Below are 14439 nucleotides of genomic sequence, written 5' to 3' on the forward strand. Positions count from 1 at the left end.
GTTGAGGCGCACCACGTCGACGCCGGTGCGGATCATGGCCTCCAGCACGCCCTCGCGGTCGCTGGCCGGGCCCAGGGTGGCGACGATCTTGGTGCGGCGAATGGGGGAGAGCTGGCGGGGCGACATGGAAAATCCTCCTGCGAGGTGTGGGTGTCCGCGAATAGTGTCTTGTAAGGTAATATTACTACGCAATGCAAGTGACAACAGCCTCAATCTCGTGTCGCGAACGAGGCGTTGCGGCGGACATTTTCGCTTGGAAAGAAACGAAAGCGGGCCGGGGCGTGAGTCAGGGAGGCCATAAGAAGTTTTACGATTATGTTGTAAAGTTACTAAAAAACTCTTGTGTCTGTCGCTGTTGTGCGTCACATTTTCACTATCGCCAACTTTGTGCTATCGCCATGAGCCTGGGCGCATCTCGACATGACCGACCTCCGCCAACCGGCTCAGCCAATATCGACAAGCTTCCACGGAGGAGACCCATCATGACGCTCAAGATCGCCATCAACGGATTCGGCCGCATCGGCCGCAACGTGCTCCGCGCGCTCTACGAGAACGGCTACCGTAACCGCGTACAGATCGTGGCCATCAACGATCTGGGCGATCCCGCGCTCAACGCGCATCTGCTGCGCCACGACACCGTTCACGGCCATTTTCCCTTCCGCGTGGAGCACGACGAGGAGAGCCTCAGCGTGGACGGCGACCGCATCGCCATCTTCTCCCAGCGCGACCCCGCGGCGCTGCCGTGGCAGTCGCTGGGCGTCGATCTGGTCATGGAGTGCACCGGGCTGTTTACCAAGCGCGATGCTGCCGCCAAGCACCTCGAGGCCGGCGCGGCGCGGGTACTGATCTCCGCTCCGAGCCCCGACGCCGACGCCACCGTGGTCTACGGCGTCAACGAAGACGTGCTGAAACCCGAGCACAAGGTGGTTTCCAATGCCTCCTGCACCACCAATTGCCTGGCGCCGGTGGCCAAAGCGCTCAACGACACGGTGGGCATCGAGAACGGACTGATGACCACGGTGCACGCCTACACCAACGATCAGAATCTGTCGGATGTTTACCACTCGGACCCCTATCGGGCGCGCAGTGCCACGCATTCGATGATCCCGACCAAGACCGGCGCCGCCGCTGCGGTGGGTCTGGTGCTGCCGGAACTGGCCGGCAAGTTCGACGGCTTGGCGGTGCGCGTGCCGGTGATCAACGTCTCGCTGGTCGACCTGGTCTTCACCGCCGGCCGCGACACCACCAAGGAAGAGGTCAACTCGATCCTGGCCAAGGCCGCCGAAGCCTCGCCGGTGCTTGCCGTCAACGCCCAGCCACTGGTGTCGATCGATTTCAATCACGACCCCAACTCCTCGACCTTCGACAGCAATCACACCCGGGTCAACGGTCGCCTGGTCAAGGTGATGGCCTGGTACGACAACGAGTGGGGCTTCTCCAACCGCATGCTCGACACCGCGCTGGCCATGCAGGCCGCCAGCGACGCCAAGCGGGATGCCGCTTGATGCGGTGAGGCAAACTCCCAGGCGGCATGATCGAACGCCGGAGCGGAAACCGCTCCGGCGTTTTGCGTGGCCCGCGTGATGCCAGAGCGAAAAAATACCCCGCCGAAGCGGGGCAAAGCAGCATCGTACGATACTGATCGGAGTGTCACTGTTCGGCGATCCAGGCGTGGGCCGGGTCGTTATGGTATTTCCATTTGCGCTTGGGGCCGGCCATTACGTTGAGATAGTAGAGTTCGTAGCCGTGAGGGGCGCCCACCGGATGATAGCCTCGCGGAACCAGCACGCAGCAGCCATCCTCCACCGCCATGGTTTCGTCCAGGCTTCGATCGTCGGTATAGACGCGCTGGAAGGCGAAGCCCTGAGGCGGGTCGATACGGTGATAGTAGGTCTCCTCGAGCAAGGACTCCTCCGGCAGGTTGTCCCGGTCGTGCTTATGCGGCGGGTAGCTCGACCAGTTGCCGGCCGGGGTGAAGACTTCCACCACCAGCAGGCTGTCCGCCGGTTCGGTTTCCGGCAGGATGTCCTGAATGTGACGTGTGTTGGTACCGCTGCCGCGAGTGCTGCGCCCGATCCGTTCGGGCGCAATCAGCCGCGGGGCATGAGTGCCGTGCCCTGGTGCGCTGCAAACCGCCAACTCGAGGTCGGTAACGGCCTCGACCCTGTAGCTCACCCCATCAGGCAGATAAACGGCATAGGGCGGCGTCTTGTCAAAGATCGACATGCGTTCGCCGATCGCCTCCCAGCAGTGTTCGCCGCTGGTGACGGTGGCGCGACCAGAGAGCAGCACCAGGCAGTGCTCGCGCTCCCCGGTGCTGGCTTCGATCCGCTGTCCACCGGTCAGTCGATGTACGCGGAAGCCGACGTGTTCCCAGCCGGCGGATTCGGGAGTGACGTCCAGTACGGTGCCCTGGGCATCGGGTGGCTGTGGGCGTACCAGTAGCTCTGACATGATCCCTCCTGTCGATATCAGTGGATTGAGTCCAGCGCGATACGACGCCCTTCGCGCAGCGAGCGCTCGGCGGCTTCGGCCAGGCGCAGTGCTTCAAAGCCATCCTGGGCGCCGGCCAGCGGGGCGCGTCGCTGCCGCCAAGCATCCACGAAGTCGTCGATTTCACGCCGGTAGGCCTCGGCATAGCGCTCCAGGAAGAACCACTTGGGCTTCTCTTCCACCTGGCCGGGTTCACCGGTAAAGCGTAGGCGGGTCTCGCTTTCGTTCTGGGCCTGCAGCATGCCGGCACTGCCGAAAGCCTCGATGCGCTGGTCGTAGCCGTAGCAGGCGCGGCGCGAGTTGCCGATATGGCAGAGGCGTCCGTTGGCGGTGGTGAGAGTGACCATGGCGGTGTCGATGTCGCCGGCCTCGCCGATGGACGGATCGATCAGGCAGCTGCCTTCGGCGTGAACGTGGGCGATCGGCTCGTCGAGCAGCCAGCGGGCCATGTCGAAGTCGTGGATCATCATGTCGCGGAACAGCCCGCCCGAGGCACCGATGTAGTCGACGGGAGGCGGCGCGGGATCGCGGCTGACAATGGTCAGCGTTTCGAGACTGCCGATCCGGCCCTCGCTTACCGCCCGCTTCAGGGCGGTGAATTGAGGATCGTGTCGGCGGTTGAACCCCAAGGCACAGGTCACCGGATGCCTCTGCAGCACTTGGAGCGCCTCCCGGGTGCGCGCCAGATCGAGAGCGATGGGCTTTTCGCAGAGTATCGCCTTGCCAGCACGAGCCGCGCGCTCCAGATACCGGGCGTGAGTCGGCGTGCTGGAGGCGATCAGCACGGCATCGATATCCGGGGCCTCGAACACTTCATCCGCACTCAGCGCACGGCAGCCGTAGGCCGAGGCCAACGCCTCGGCGGCCTCGCTGTGGGAATCGGCTATGGCGACGAGCGTTACAGCGGGATGCCGGTCGATGGCTTGAGCGTGCACCTTGCCGATACGTCCGGCACCGATCAGGGCGAGCTTCATGAATGCTCCTCTTTGCTTGTTCGGCTAGGGTCCAGGGCCGCTCAGGCGCGGCCGATGTCGCTGTCGCCCGCGGCGCGATCACGGCCCTTTTCCTGGCGAACCCCGAGGGAGATCGCCAAGGTTTGCGTCAGGCACAGTGAGGCCGCCAACCCGCGAAAGCTCTTCACCTCGGCTTCGTGAACGATCAGGGCGACATCGGCGATTCGCGCCAGTGGACTCAGGCTCGAATCGGTGATCACCACCAGGGGAATGCCGCGCTGCCGAGCTTCGTCGGCTGCCTGCCGGCTCTCATCGGCATAGGGCGAGAAGCTCACGACCAACAGGGCATCACGCGCGCCGATGGCTTTTACCTGCTCACCCTGCATGCCACCGAGACCGTTGATCAGAAAGGCCCGCTTCTCGATATGGTGAAACGCATAGGCAGCATAGCTCGCCACCACGAAGCTGCGACGGGTGCCAAGCACATGCACGATCTCGGCCTGCTCGAGCAAGTCGAGGGCGCGTTCCAGATTCTGCGGGTCGGTGCGTGCCGGCAGCTGATCGAGCACATCACGGTTCGCCTCGGCGAATTCCCACAATAGCTGGGTGCTGTCGGGGGTCTCTCCCGTGGCGCTGCGTACGGCGCGGATGCGCTCGGTGTAGTTGGGCAGTTCATCCACCAGGCGTGAGCGGAACAGCTGCTGCATCTCCGAAAAGCCTTTGAAACCGAAGGAATTGGCGAAACGGATCAGTGTGGATGGGGTGACTCCCGCCTGCTCGGCCAGCTTGGCGACCGTGGCGAAGGCCACTTCCTGGGGATGGTCGAGCAGGAAGCGAGCCGTCTGCTGCAGACGGCGGCTCAGGGTGGCGTACTCCTCCGTGACGCGCGTCTCCAGTTCATTGAAATCCTGCGGTGTCTGATTCATGTGGTGGCCTGCCTCGCCCGGTCGCATTGCAGCTCTGTATCGAGTCGTTGATCGCAGTCTAGTGTCTTGGAATGAACATTCCATCTATACCAAAGTATAGAATAAATGGTTTGTTAAAATTCAGTCATGGAATCTATATTTCACTACGCCGCATCGCTAGCGATAGGTACATGACAACGACAAGAGGAAATCACCCATGGCACGTCTCACTCACTGGCCGCTCGCCTCGACCGTGGCAGCGGTCCTCATGGCGGGGGCGGTCCAGGCTCAGGCTCAGGACGATCCCCGCTTCATCATGGTGACCCACGGCGTTCCCTCCGACCCGTTCTGGTCCGTGGTCAAGAATGGCGCCGAAGATGCCGCCGAACGGGTCGGCGCAACGCTGGAGTACCGGGCGCCCTCCACCTTCGATATGGCCCGGATGCAGCAGCTTATAGAGGCCGCCATCGCATCGGGCCCGGATGGCCTGATCGTCTCCTTCACCGATGAGGATGCCCTGGGCGGTGTCGTCCAGAAGGCCGCCGATAACAATATTCCAGTGATCACCATCAATTCCGGCGGGGACGTGGCGAGCCAGTATGGCACCCGCCTGCATATCGGGCAGAGCGAGTACGAGGCGGGCAAGCAGGCCGCCGAGCGCATGCGGGAGATGGGCGCGGAAAAGGGGCTGTGCGTCAACCATGAGCAGGGCAATCAGGGGCTCGATCGTCGCTGTGACGGGTTCAACGAAGGCTTCGACGGCAACGCCGAGCAGTTGGCCACCTCGCATGATCCGGTCGAGATCCGCAACGCCATCGTGGCCTACCTCAATCAGCACGACGATATCGACGCCATTCTGACTCTGGGGACGTTGGCCGCCGAGCCGCTGGTCCGCGCCATGCGCGAGCACGGGGCCACGGACATGTTCACACTGGGCACGTTCGATCTCTCTCCCAGCACGCTCGAGGCGCTCGAGCAGGGTGAGCTGGATTTCGCCATCGACCAGCAGCAGTACCTGCAGGGCTATCTGCCGGTGATTTTTCTCGATCAGTTCGTCAGGAACGGCATGCTGCCGGCCGGGGACGTCCCGACGGGTCCGGGATTCGTGACCCAGGAGAATGCCAGCCAGGTGATCGAACTGAGCAAGCAGGGAATTCGCTGATCCCAACGTAACCGCAATGGCCCGGCAACGGCCGGGCCGTGGGAGTCGACCATGAAGTCCAACGCATCCCCTCAACCCGCCGACGCGGCGATGGCACCGCAGGATGAGCGCCTGCAGAGAATCCCGTTCTGGAAGAAGGCGCTGGGCCGCCCCGAGCTTGGCGCACTGGCCGGCACCATCCTGGTTCTGACTTTCTTCCTCGTCGTCGCCAGGGGTACCGGCATGTTCACGCCGTCCGGCATCCTCAATTTCCTCGAGGTGGCGGCACAGTTGGGCATCATCGCCACCGCCGCCGCTCTATTGATGATCGGCGGTGAATTCGACCTCTCCATCGGTTCGATGATCGGGCTGGCCGGCATCCTGATCGCCATCCCCGTCGTGCAGTACGGCTGGCCGCTGTGGGCGGCGATCCTGCTGGCCTTCTCCTGTGCGGCGCTGGTGGGCGCTACCAACGGTTATCTGGTCAACCGGACCGGGTTGCCGTCCTTCATCGTCACGCTGGGCTTTCTGTTCATCCTGCGCGGTCTGGCCATCGGCATCAGCCGCCTGCTGACGGGTCGCACCCAAATCGGCGGTATTCACCAGCACTTGCCCGGCGATTGGCTGGCCGCCCTGTTCTCGGGCGAGGTCGCCACCGGGCTGTTCGGCTGGATGGCGGCGCAGGGCTGGATCGCCACCAACTTCGCCGGCAACCCGGTGGTCACCGGCATCCCGATCTCCATCGTCTGGTGGCTGGGCCTGACCGCCGTGGCGACCTGGGTCCTGCTTTGCACCCCCTACGGCAACTGGATCTTCGCCAGCGGCGGTGATGCGAATGCCGCTCGGAACTCCGGTGTCCCGGTGCATCGGGTCAAGATCTCGCTGTTTGTCTTCACGGCCTTCTCGGCCACCGTCTTCGCCTGCCTCCAGGTGATGGATACCGGCTCGGCCGACACCATCCGTGGGCTGCTGAAGGAGCTCGAGGCGATTATCGCCGTCGTCATCGGCGGGGCCCTGCTTACCGGCGGCTATGGTTCCGCGATCGGCGCGGCCCTGGGGGCGCTCATTTTCGGCCTGGTGCAGATGGGGATCTTCTATACGGGAGTGAACACCGACTGGTTCCAGGTCTTCCTTGGCGCGATGTTGCTGGTAGCCGTGCTGTTCAACAATTTCATGCGCAAGAAGGCGATGGAGGCCAAGTGAAATGAGCGAACATACGCCCACGATCGAGATGCGCAATGTCAGCAAGCACTTCGGCAGCGTCATCGCCTTGAGCGATATCTCGATGAAAGTGGATTCCGGCGAAGTCATGTGTCTGCTCGGCGACAACGGCGCGGGCAAGTCGACGCTGATCAAGACACTCTCAGGCGTCTACCGGCCCACCGAAGGAGAGCTGCTCCTCGAGGGCAAGCCCACTCGCTTCAAGTCTCCGGCCTACGCCCTGGACGCCGGCATCGCCACCGTCTATCAGGACCTGGCGATGATTCCGCTGATGTCGATCACGCGCAACTTCTTCATGGGGCGCGAGCCCACCGTGGGCTGGGGGCCGTTCAAGCGGATTGCCTGGAAGCACGCCGACCGAGTCGCCAAGCAGGAGATGGCCAAGATAGGCATCGACGTGCGCGATCCCGGTCAGCCGGTGGGTACGCTTTCGGGCGGCGAGCGTCAATGCGTGGCCATCGCCCGTGCGGTCTACTTCGGCGCAAAGGTGCTGATCCTCGACGAGCCGACTTCGGCGCTGGGGGTCAAGCAGGCGTCGGTCGTGCTGCGCTACATCGCCAAGGCCCGGGCCGACGGCCTGGCGGTGATCTTCATTACCCACAACGTGCATCACGCCTACCCCGTGGCCGATGCCTTCACCCTGCTCAAGCGCGGCACCAGCCTGGGCACCTTCCGCAAGGACGAGATAAGCCGCGAAGAGGTGCTCAACATGATGGCGGGTGGCGCCGAGATGGAGAGCCTCGATGCGGAACTCGCCGAATTCCAGCGCAGCGATCAGGAGAGCAAGGCCAGGCAAAACGGCAACACGGCTTCCCTCCCGGGCGGCCCCCAGCAGGCTTACGCCGCGGGTGACCAATGAGCGTCAAGGAGTGCGCGATGAAGACGGATGTGCCGGGGAGAGCGTCGCCCTTCGTATTGGCGGTCTGCGCCGAGATGGTGTTCCGTGAGCTGCCGATGGAGCAGAGGGTACGGCGAATCGATGCGCTCGGCTTCGAGGTGGAGATCTGGGACTGGACACGCCATGACGTCGACGCGCTCGCCCGCACCGGTGCCACCTTCTCCTCCATGACAGGCTATGTGCGCGGCACGCTGGCCGACGAGGAGGGGGCCGATGAGATGGTGCGCACGGCACGGGAGTCCCTCGAGGTCGCCAGGACGCTGGGCATTCCGCGGCTGAACCTGCACGGCACCGGTCTCGACGGGCGTGGCATGCCGGTCGAGCCGGTCTGCGAGACCACCGGGGCCATGTGGCTCAAGGCCCACGACACCTTGAACCGTCTGGCGGACCTGGGCCAGGCCCACGGCGTCACTTTCGTGCTGGAGAACCTGAATACCACCGTGGATCACCCGGGCGTGCCTTTCGCCAGGGCGAGCGACGTGCTGGCGCTGGTGGCCAGCGTCGATCGGCCGGAGGTACGCATGATGCTGGATCTGTACCACGCGCAGATCGGCGAGGGCAACCTGATCGAGCTGGTACGCCGCTGCGCGCCCTACCTCGGCGAAGTGCAGGTTGCTGACGTGCCCGGGCGCTGCGAGCCCGGTACCGGCGAGATCCATTACCCCGCGATCGCTCGGGCGCTAGGCGATATCGGCTATCGAGGCTGTGTCGGTTTCGAAGGCTGGGCGTCGGGCGACGACGAGCTCGCCCTGCGCCGTTTCGCGGATGCCTTCACCCTTTGATTCCCTCGCCTCGGGCTCGCCCCGAGGCGAGCGTACGACATGCGACGTGGAGAGACGACATGCATGATTCCCAACACGACGACAGGCCGCTGGACCTGATCTGCCTCGGCCGCGTCGCCGTCGATCTCTATGCACAGCAGCTCGGCAGCCGCCTGGAGGACGTCGCCAGTTTCGCCAAGTACCTGGGTGGCAGCTCCGGCAACGTGGCCTACGGCACCGCCCGACTGGGGTTGAGGTCGGCCATGCTCTCGCGGGTGGGCAACGAGCAGATGGGCAACTTCGTGCGCGAGGAGCTCGAGCGCGTGGGGGTCGACACCACGGCGCTGCAGACCGACCCGGAGCGTCATACCGGCCTGGTGCTGCTGGCGCTGAAGGATCGCGAAACGTTTCCCCTGCTCTTCTATCGTCGCGACTGCGCCGACATGGCCATCGACAGCGAGGAGATCGATCCGGCCTTCATCGGTCGCGCTCGGGCGTTGGCCATCACCGGCACCCACCTCTCCACCGAGTTGACTCGGCGCGCCTGTCGCAAGGCGCTGGACGCGGCCGTCGACCACGGTGTCAAGCGGGTACTGGATATCGACTATCGACCGGTACTGTGGGGGCTGACCACTCCCGGGGACGGTGAGACCCGTTACATCGCCGATGGGAGAGTTACCGCCGATCTGCAGCGCTGGCTGCCCGACTTTGACCTGATTGTTGGCACCGAGGAGGAGTTCCACATCGCCGGGGGCTGCACCGACACCCTGGCCTCTCTGCATGCGGTGCGCGAGATCAGCGACGCCACCCTGGTGTGCAAGCTGGGGGCCCTGGGTTGCGTGGTCTTCGAGGGCGAGATTCCCGATCGCATCGAGCATGGCATCCTGGTCGAGGGCGTCAAGGTTGAGGTGCTCAACGTGCTGGGGGCCGGCGACGCCTTCATGAGTGGCTTGCTGCGGGGCTGGCTGTACGACGAGGACTGGGTAACCAGCGCCACCTATGCCAACGCCTGTGGCGCTTTGGTGGTGTCAAGACATGGCTGCGCGCCGGCCATGCCCACCGAGGAGGAGCTGTTCGACTACCTGGGGCGCCGCGCCTCCGTGACGCACCCCGACAAGGACGAGCGCCTCAATCATCTGCATCGCGCCACCACCCGCTGGCCCGCCGAGTGGTCGGAAGTGTGCGGCCTGGCCTTCGATCATCGCCGTCAGCTCACCGATATGGCTCGCGAAGTACGGGCCGACCCACAGCGCATTCCGGAGCTCAAGCGGCTGCTGGTGCGTGCCGCGGAGAGCGGGGCCCGCCAGGCCGGGATACCTCAGCCGGCTATCCTGGTCGACGACGTCTACGGGCAGGATGCCCTCAATGATGCGACCGGCCGCGGCTGGTGGCTGGGACGCCCGGTAGAGCTGCCCGGCTCGCGTCCGCTGCGCTTTCAGCATGGCGACGACCTGGGCAGCCGACTGCGCTGCTGGCCGCGCGAACACATCATCAAGTGCCTGGTGTTCTATCACCCGGACGACCCGCTGGCGCTGCGCCTGGACCAGGAAGCCCGCCTGCGCCAGCTCTACCGGGCCGCCTGCGAGAACGGCCTGGAACTGCTGTTGGAAGTGATTCCGCCGGCTGACATGCCAGCGGACGATGCGACGCTGCCGCGCAGCCTGCAACGCTTATACAACCTGGGGATACGCCCCGATTGGTGGAAGTTGCCGGCTCTCTCGGACGCTGCCTGGCAGGCGGTCGGTCGAGTCATCGACGCACAGGACCCGCATTGCCGGGGCGTGGTGCTGCTGGGATTGGATGCGCCCATGGAGGCGATGAAGCGCGGCTTCGTTTCCGCGGCTCGTCACTGGCAGTGCAAGGGATTCACCGTGGGCCGGACGCTATTTGCCGCCGCCAGCCGCGAATGGCTGTCGGGGGACATCGACGACGCTCAACTGATCGAGCGGGTGGCGGCCAACTATGCCGAACTGATTCAGGAGTGGCGGCGCTGGCGCCATGCCGCTCCCCAGCGGGAGGAGACGCTGACATGAGTACCGTTCGTCTGACCATGGCCCAGGCTCTGGTTCGCTACCTGGCGGCCCAGCGCATCGAGCATGAGGGGAGGGAGGTCCCGCTGTTCGCGGGCGTCTTTGCCATCTTCGGTCACGGCAACGTGGCCGGTCTCGGCGAAGCGCTCTATCACGTTCAGGATACGCTGCCGACGCTTCGCGCCCATAACGAACAGACCATGGCTCATGCCGCCATTGCTTTCACCAAGGCGCATGGGCGACGGCAAATGATGGCCGCGACCAGTTCCATCGGGCCGGGGGCGACCAACATGGTCACTGCCGCGGCGCTGGCCCACGCCAACCGACTGCCGGTGTTGCTGCTGCCCGGCGATACCTTCGCCACGCGCGAGCCTGACCCGGTGCTGCAACAGGTGGAGCATTTCGGCGACCCGACGACAACGGTCAACGACTGCTTTCGTCCGGTCTCGCGCTACTTCGACCGCATCACCCGGCCCGAGCAACTGCTGACCAGCCTGCCCCAGGCGATCGCCACGCTGCTCGACCCTGAGCACTGCGGCCCGGCAACCCTGGCGCTGCCCCAGGACGTGCAGACCTTCGCCTACGACTATCCCGAGACATTCTTCGTACCGAGGGCTCATCGCATTCGACGTCCCCAACCGGATCCCCGGGAACTGGAAGCGGCCATCGCTGCTCTGGCCGACGCCGAGCGTCCGCTGATTATCGCCGGAGGCGGCGTGCATTATGCCGACGCCTGCGCGCGGCTCGCCGACTTCGCCCGAGCTCGCGGCGTGCCGGTGGCCGAGACCCAGGCAGGCAAGGGGGCGCTGCCCGACGGCCACCCCTGCGCGGTGGGCGCCATCGGCGTCACCGGCAGCGAGGCCGCCAATCGGCTTGCCGAGCAGGCCGACGTGGTCCTTGCCGTGGGCACCCGCCTGCAGGATTTCACGACGGGATCGCGAGCGCTGTTCGAGCGCGACGGCCTGACCCTGGTGGCGCTGAATGTGGGCCGCTTCGATAGCCAGAAGCACCGTGCCCTGCCGCTGATCGGCGATGCTCGCGATGGTCTGACGGCGCTCGATGCGGGGCTCGCCGAATGGCGCGCCAGCGAGGCCTGGCGCGAGCGGGCAGGCAGCCTCAAGCGCCAATGGGCCGAGGTGGTGGTGCGGGTCACCGCCGCCGACGGCCGCGAACTGCCCACCGACGCTCAGGTGATCGGCGCGGTCAACCGACAGGCCGGTGAGGATGGCACGGTGGTGTGCGCCGCCGGCGGGCTTCCCGGCGAGCTCCACAAGCTGTGGCAGTGCGCGGGACCCGGCTGCTATCACGTGGAGTACGGCTACTCCTGCATGGGATACGAGATCGCCGGTGGCCTGGGGGTCAAGATGGCCCGGCCCGAGCGCGAGGTGTTCGTCATGGTGGGCGACGGCAGCTACCTGATGCACAACTCGGAACTCGCCACCTCGGTGATGCTGGGTCACAAGCTGGTTGTGGTGGTGCTCGACAATCGCGGCTTCGGCTGCATCAACCGCCTGCAGCAGGCGACCGGCGGTGCCGGTTTCAACAACCTGCTCGCGGATTGTCGCTCAGTGCCGGAAGGTGCGCCCAAGACCGATTTCGCCGCCCATGCCCGTGCTCTGGGTTGCCTGGCCGAGAGCGTGCGCGGCATCGCCGAACTGGAGCAGGCGCTGGCGCGTGCTCGCCAGGCCAACGGTACCTATGTCATCGCTCTCGACACCGATCCTCTGCCAAGCACCGTCGAGGGGGGCGCCTGGTGGGACGTGGCGGTGCCCGAGGTCTCCGAGCGCGAGCAAGTCAGCCAGGCGTATGCGGGGTACTGCGAGGCCAAACAGCGTCAGCAGCGTTGATTCCATTCGATAAAGGACATGGCAAGCGGCCTCGACCGCTTCGCCAAGGAGCATGCCGATGAGCCGTGTACGCTTGGGGATCAATCCCCTCACCTGGACCAATGACGACCTGCCGAGTCTCGGCGCCGACACTCCGCTGGAGGTGTGTCTCGATGAGGGGCGCGAGGCCGGCTTCGCCGGTTTCGAGCTCGGCAACAAGTTTCCGCGCACGCCTGACGCTCTCTCGAAAGTGCTGGATCGCTTCGACCTGGCGCTGGTCTCCGGCTGGTATTCCGCCCGGTTGCTCGAGCGCAGCCCGCAGGAGGAGATCGAGGCCGTTCAGGATCATCTCGACCTGCTCAAGCAGTGCGGCGCCGAGGTGATGGTGTTCTGCGAAGTGAGTCGCTGTATCCATGGCAACCGGGGCGTTCCCCTCTCGCAGCGGCCGCATCTGGACGATGCCGACTGGCAGCGCCTCACCGAAGGACTGAACGTGGTGGGCGACTACCTCGGCGAGCAGGGCATTCACCTGGCGTACCACCATCACCTGGGTACCGTGGTGGAGAGCCAACAGGACGTGGAGCGCATGCTCGACAACACCCGCGACTCCGTGGGCCTGCTGCTCGATCTGGGTCACCTGCGCGGCGCCGACGGTGATCCTCTCGCCGTCGCCCAGCGCTACGCATCGCGCATCAAGCACGTGCACTGCAAAGACGTGCGCTATCCGATCCGCGAGGAGCAGCGCAATCGCGACAAGAGCTTTCTCGACGCTGTCCTCGATGGCCTGTTCACCGTGCCGGGCGATGGCAACGTCGACTTCCTTCCCACCCTGACCCGCCTGCGCGAAGCCGGCTACCAAGGCTGGCTGGTGGTGGAGGCCGAACAGGATCCCGAAATCGCGCATCCGCTCACTTATGCTCGCATGGGCTATCGCAATCTGCGCGCCCTGGCCGAGCAGGCGGGGTTCCGGATCGACGAGTGACCTTCCCGTCTTCATACAACCCAAGAGGCGGCATATGTTTTCGTTTCGTCCCGCAGCCACGTCGAGAGGACGGTCTCGATGCAGACGCTGAAGTTCGGTCTTATCGGGACCGGCTATATGGGCAAGGCCCACGCAATCGCCCTCAGGGCCGCCCCCACCGTATTCCCTTTATCTGCCAATCCGGTCTGTGAACTGCTAGCCGAGATCGACGACGAACTGGCCTCGCGCAAGGCTCGAGAGTTGGGCTTCGCCCGGGCCACTGGCGACTGGAAGGCGTTGATCAGCGACCCCGAAGTCGATGTGGTAGACATCTGCTCACCCAACTTCCTGCACAAGGAGATGGCCCTTGCCGCCATCGCCGCCGGCAAGCATGTCTACGCCGAGAAGCCGCTGGCGCTCACGGCTGACGATGCGCAAGAGATGGTCGAGGCCGCTGAGCGAGCCGGGATTCGGACGTTGGTGGGCTTCAACTATATCCGCAACCCGGCGTCCCAGCTGGCGCGGGAAATCGTCGCCAGCGGCGAAATAGGAGAGTTGATTCACTTCCGAGGTCGCCACAACGAGGACTACATGGCCGACCCTGAGCTGCCCCACGGCTGGCGAACCCGGCGCGAGACGGCAGGGGCCGGAGCACTGGGAGACGTGGGGTCGCATATTCTCAACATGGCGGAATATCTCACTGGCCAGCGTATCGCCGACGTGTTCGGTCAGCTGCAGACGGTTATCGCCCGCCGGCCTCTCGCCGAAGGCAGCGGCACGGGTGAGGTGGAGAATGACGATCAGGCCCAAGTACTGCTGCGCTTCGACGGCGGCCTTATCGGCAATATCGAGACATCCCGGGTCGCTACCGGTCGCAAGATGGGACTTGCCTATACCATTACCGGCACCAGGGGAGCGATCCTCTTCGATCAGGAGCGCATGAGCGAACTGCAGCTTTACAAGAGCGAGGGATCCAAGGGGCGTCGCGGTTTCAGCACGTTGCTGATGGGGCCCGAGCATCCCGACTATGCCGCCTTCAGCCCGGCTGCCGGTCATGGGCTGGGCTACAACGACCAGAAGATCATCGAGATTCGCGACCTAGTGGAGGGTATCGTGGCGGGCCGGTCTCTCTATCCCGACTTTCGCGAGGCATGGCGGATCAACTGCATGATCGAGGCCATCGAAAGGTCGCATAACGAAGGAGGGTGGGTTCGCGTTGCGGCATGACGCTCAGATAGCCTGCGCATCGT

13 protein-coding genes are annotated in these 14439 nt (G+C 64.8%); 9 read left to right on the plus strand and 4 right to left on the minus strand.

Features of this window, described 5'->3' with window-relative positions:
- Window positions 1–126: pyruvate kinase (locus CYJ07_RS20370; RefSeq protein WP_156085519.1), on the minus strand; the 126-nt coding region annotated here is incomplete at its 3' end.
- Window positions 127–482: 356 nt separating this feature from the next.
- Here CYJ07_RS20370 and gap point away from each other — a divergent pair.
- The gene (gene gap, locus CYJ07_RS16695) at window positions 483–1505 is read left to right on the plus strand and encodes a type I glyceraldehyde-3-phosphate dehydrogenase (protein WP_104204855.1); all 1023 of its coding nucleotides are present in this window, start codon (window positions 483–485) and stop codon (window positions 1503–1505) included.
- 145 nt (window positions 1506–1650) lie between these two features.
- On the opposite strand, the gene iolB is transcribed toward gap, so the two are convergent.
- From iolB to CYJ07_RS16710, 3 genes are read right to left on the minus strand one after another with little or no spacing between them, the layout of a single operon-like run.
- Window positions 1651–2454 (minus strand): 5-deoxy-glucuronate isomerase, encoded by an 804-nt coding sequence (iolB, locus tag CYJ07_RS16700; protein WP_104204856.1) that lies wholly within the window; start codon window positions 2452–2454, stop codon window positions 1651–1653.
- A 17-nt stretch (window positions 2455–2471) separates the two neighbouring features.
- The gene (iolG, locus tag CYJ07_RS16705; protein WP_104204857.1) at window positions 2472–3467 is read right to left on the minus strand and encodes an inositol 2-dehydrogenase; all 996 of its coding nucleotides are present in this window, start codon (window positions 3465–3467) and stop codon (window positions 2472–2474) included.
- Between the two features lie 41 nt (window positions 3468–3508).
- Window positions 3509–4372 carry a MurR/RpiR family transcriptional regulator gene (locus CYJ07_RS16710; RefSeq protein ID WP_104204918.1) on the minus strand — a complete coding sequence of 288 codons (864 nt, stop codon included), beginning with the start codon at window positions 4370–4372 and terminating at the stop codon, window positions 3509–3511.
- A gap of 196 nt (window positions 4373–4568) precedes the next feature.
- Here CYJ07_RS16710 and CYJ07_RS16715 point away from each other — a divergent pair, with 196 nt between their 5' ends.
- From CYJ07_RS16715 to CYJ07_RS16750, 8 genes are all read left to right on the plus strand, one after another.
- Window positions 4569–5513: a sugar ABC transporter substrate-binding protein gene (locus CYJ07_RS16715; RefSeq protein WP_104204858.1), complete on the plus strand. Its 945-nt coding sequence runs from the start codon at window positions 4569–4571 to the stop codon at window positions 5511–5513.
- Window positions 5514–5564: 51 nt separating this feature from the next.
- Window positions 5565–6695 carry an ABC transporter permease gene (locus CYJ07_RS16720; RefSeq protein ID WP_104204859.1) on the plus strand — a complete coding sequence of 377 codons (1131 nt, stop codon included), beginning with the start codon at window positions 5565–5567 and terminating at the stop codon, window positions 6693–6695.
- Between the two features lies 1 nt (window position 6696).
- A complete protein-coding gene (locus CYJ07_RS16725; RefSeq protein WP_104204860.1) occupies window positions 6697–7572 on the plus strand; it encodes an ATP-binding cassette domain-containing protein in 876 nt (291 codons plus the stop codon).
- Window positions 7573–7589: 17 nt separating this feature from the next.
- Window positions 7590–8393 (plus strand): TIM barrel protein, encoded by an 804-nt coding sequence (locus CYJ07_RS16730; RefSeq protein ID WP_104204861.1) that lies wholly within the window; start codon window positions 7590–7592, stop codon window positions 8391–8393.
- A gap of 59 nt (window positions 8394–8452) precedes the next feature.
- Window positions 8453–10405: a bifunctional 5-dehydro-2-deoxygluconokinase/5-dehydro-2-deoxyphosphogluconate aldolase gene (locus tag CYJ07_RS16735; RefSeq protein ID WP_104204862.1), complete on the plus strand. Its 1953-nt coding sequence runs from the start codon at window positions 8453–8455 to the stop codon at window positions 10403–10405.
- Window positions 10402–12249: a 3D-(3,5/4)-trihydroxycyclohexane-1,2-dione acylhydrolase (decyclizing) gene (iolD, locus tag CYJ07_RS16740; protein ID WP_104204863.1), complete on the plus strand. Its 1848-nt coding sequence runs from the start codon at window positions 10402–10404 to the stop codon at window positions 12247–12249. The genes CYJ07_RS16735 and iolD overlap by 4 nt, the downstream gene beginning before the upstream one ends.
- A gap of 58 nt (window positions 12250–12307) precedes the next feature.
- Window positions 12308–13210, plus strand: coding sequence for a myo-inosose-2 dehydratase (gene iolE, locus CYJ07_RS16745; RefSeq protein WP_104204864.1), 903 nt, complete (start codon window positions 12308–12310; stop codon window positions 13208–13210).
- A 78-nt stretch (window positions 13211–13288) separates the two neighbouring features.
- A complete protein-coding gene (locus CYJ07_RS16750; RefSeq protein ID WP_104204865.1) occupies window positions 13289–14416 on the plus strand; it encodes a Gfo/Idh/MocA family protein in 1128 nt (375 codons plus the stop codon).
- The last annotated feature ends 23 nt before the right edge of the window (window positions 14417–14439 follow it).

Source organism: Billgrantia saliphila (assembly GCF_002930105.1).
Lineage (GTDB): Bacteria > Pseudomonadota > Gammaproteobacteria > Pseudomonadales > Halomonadaceae > Halomonas > Halomonas saliphila.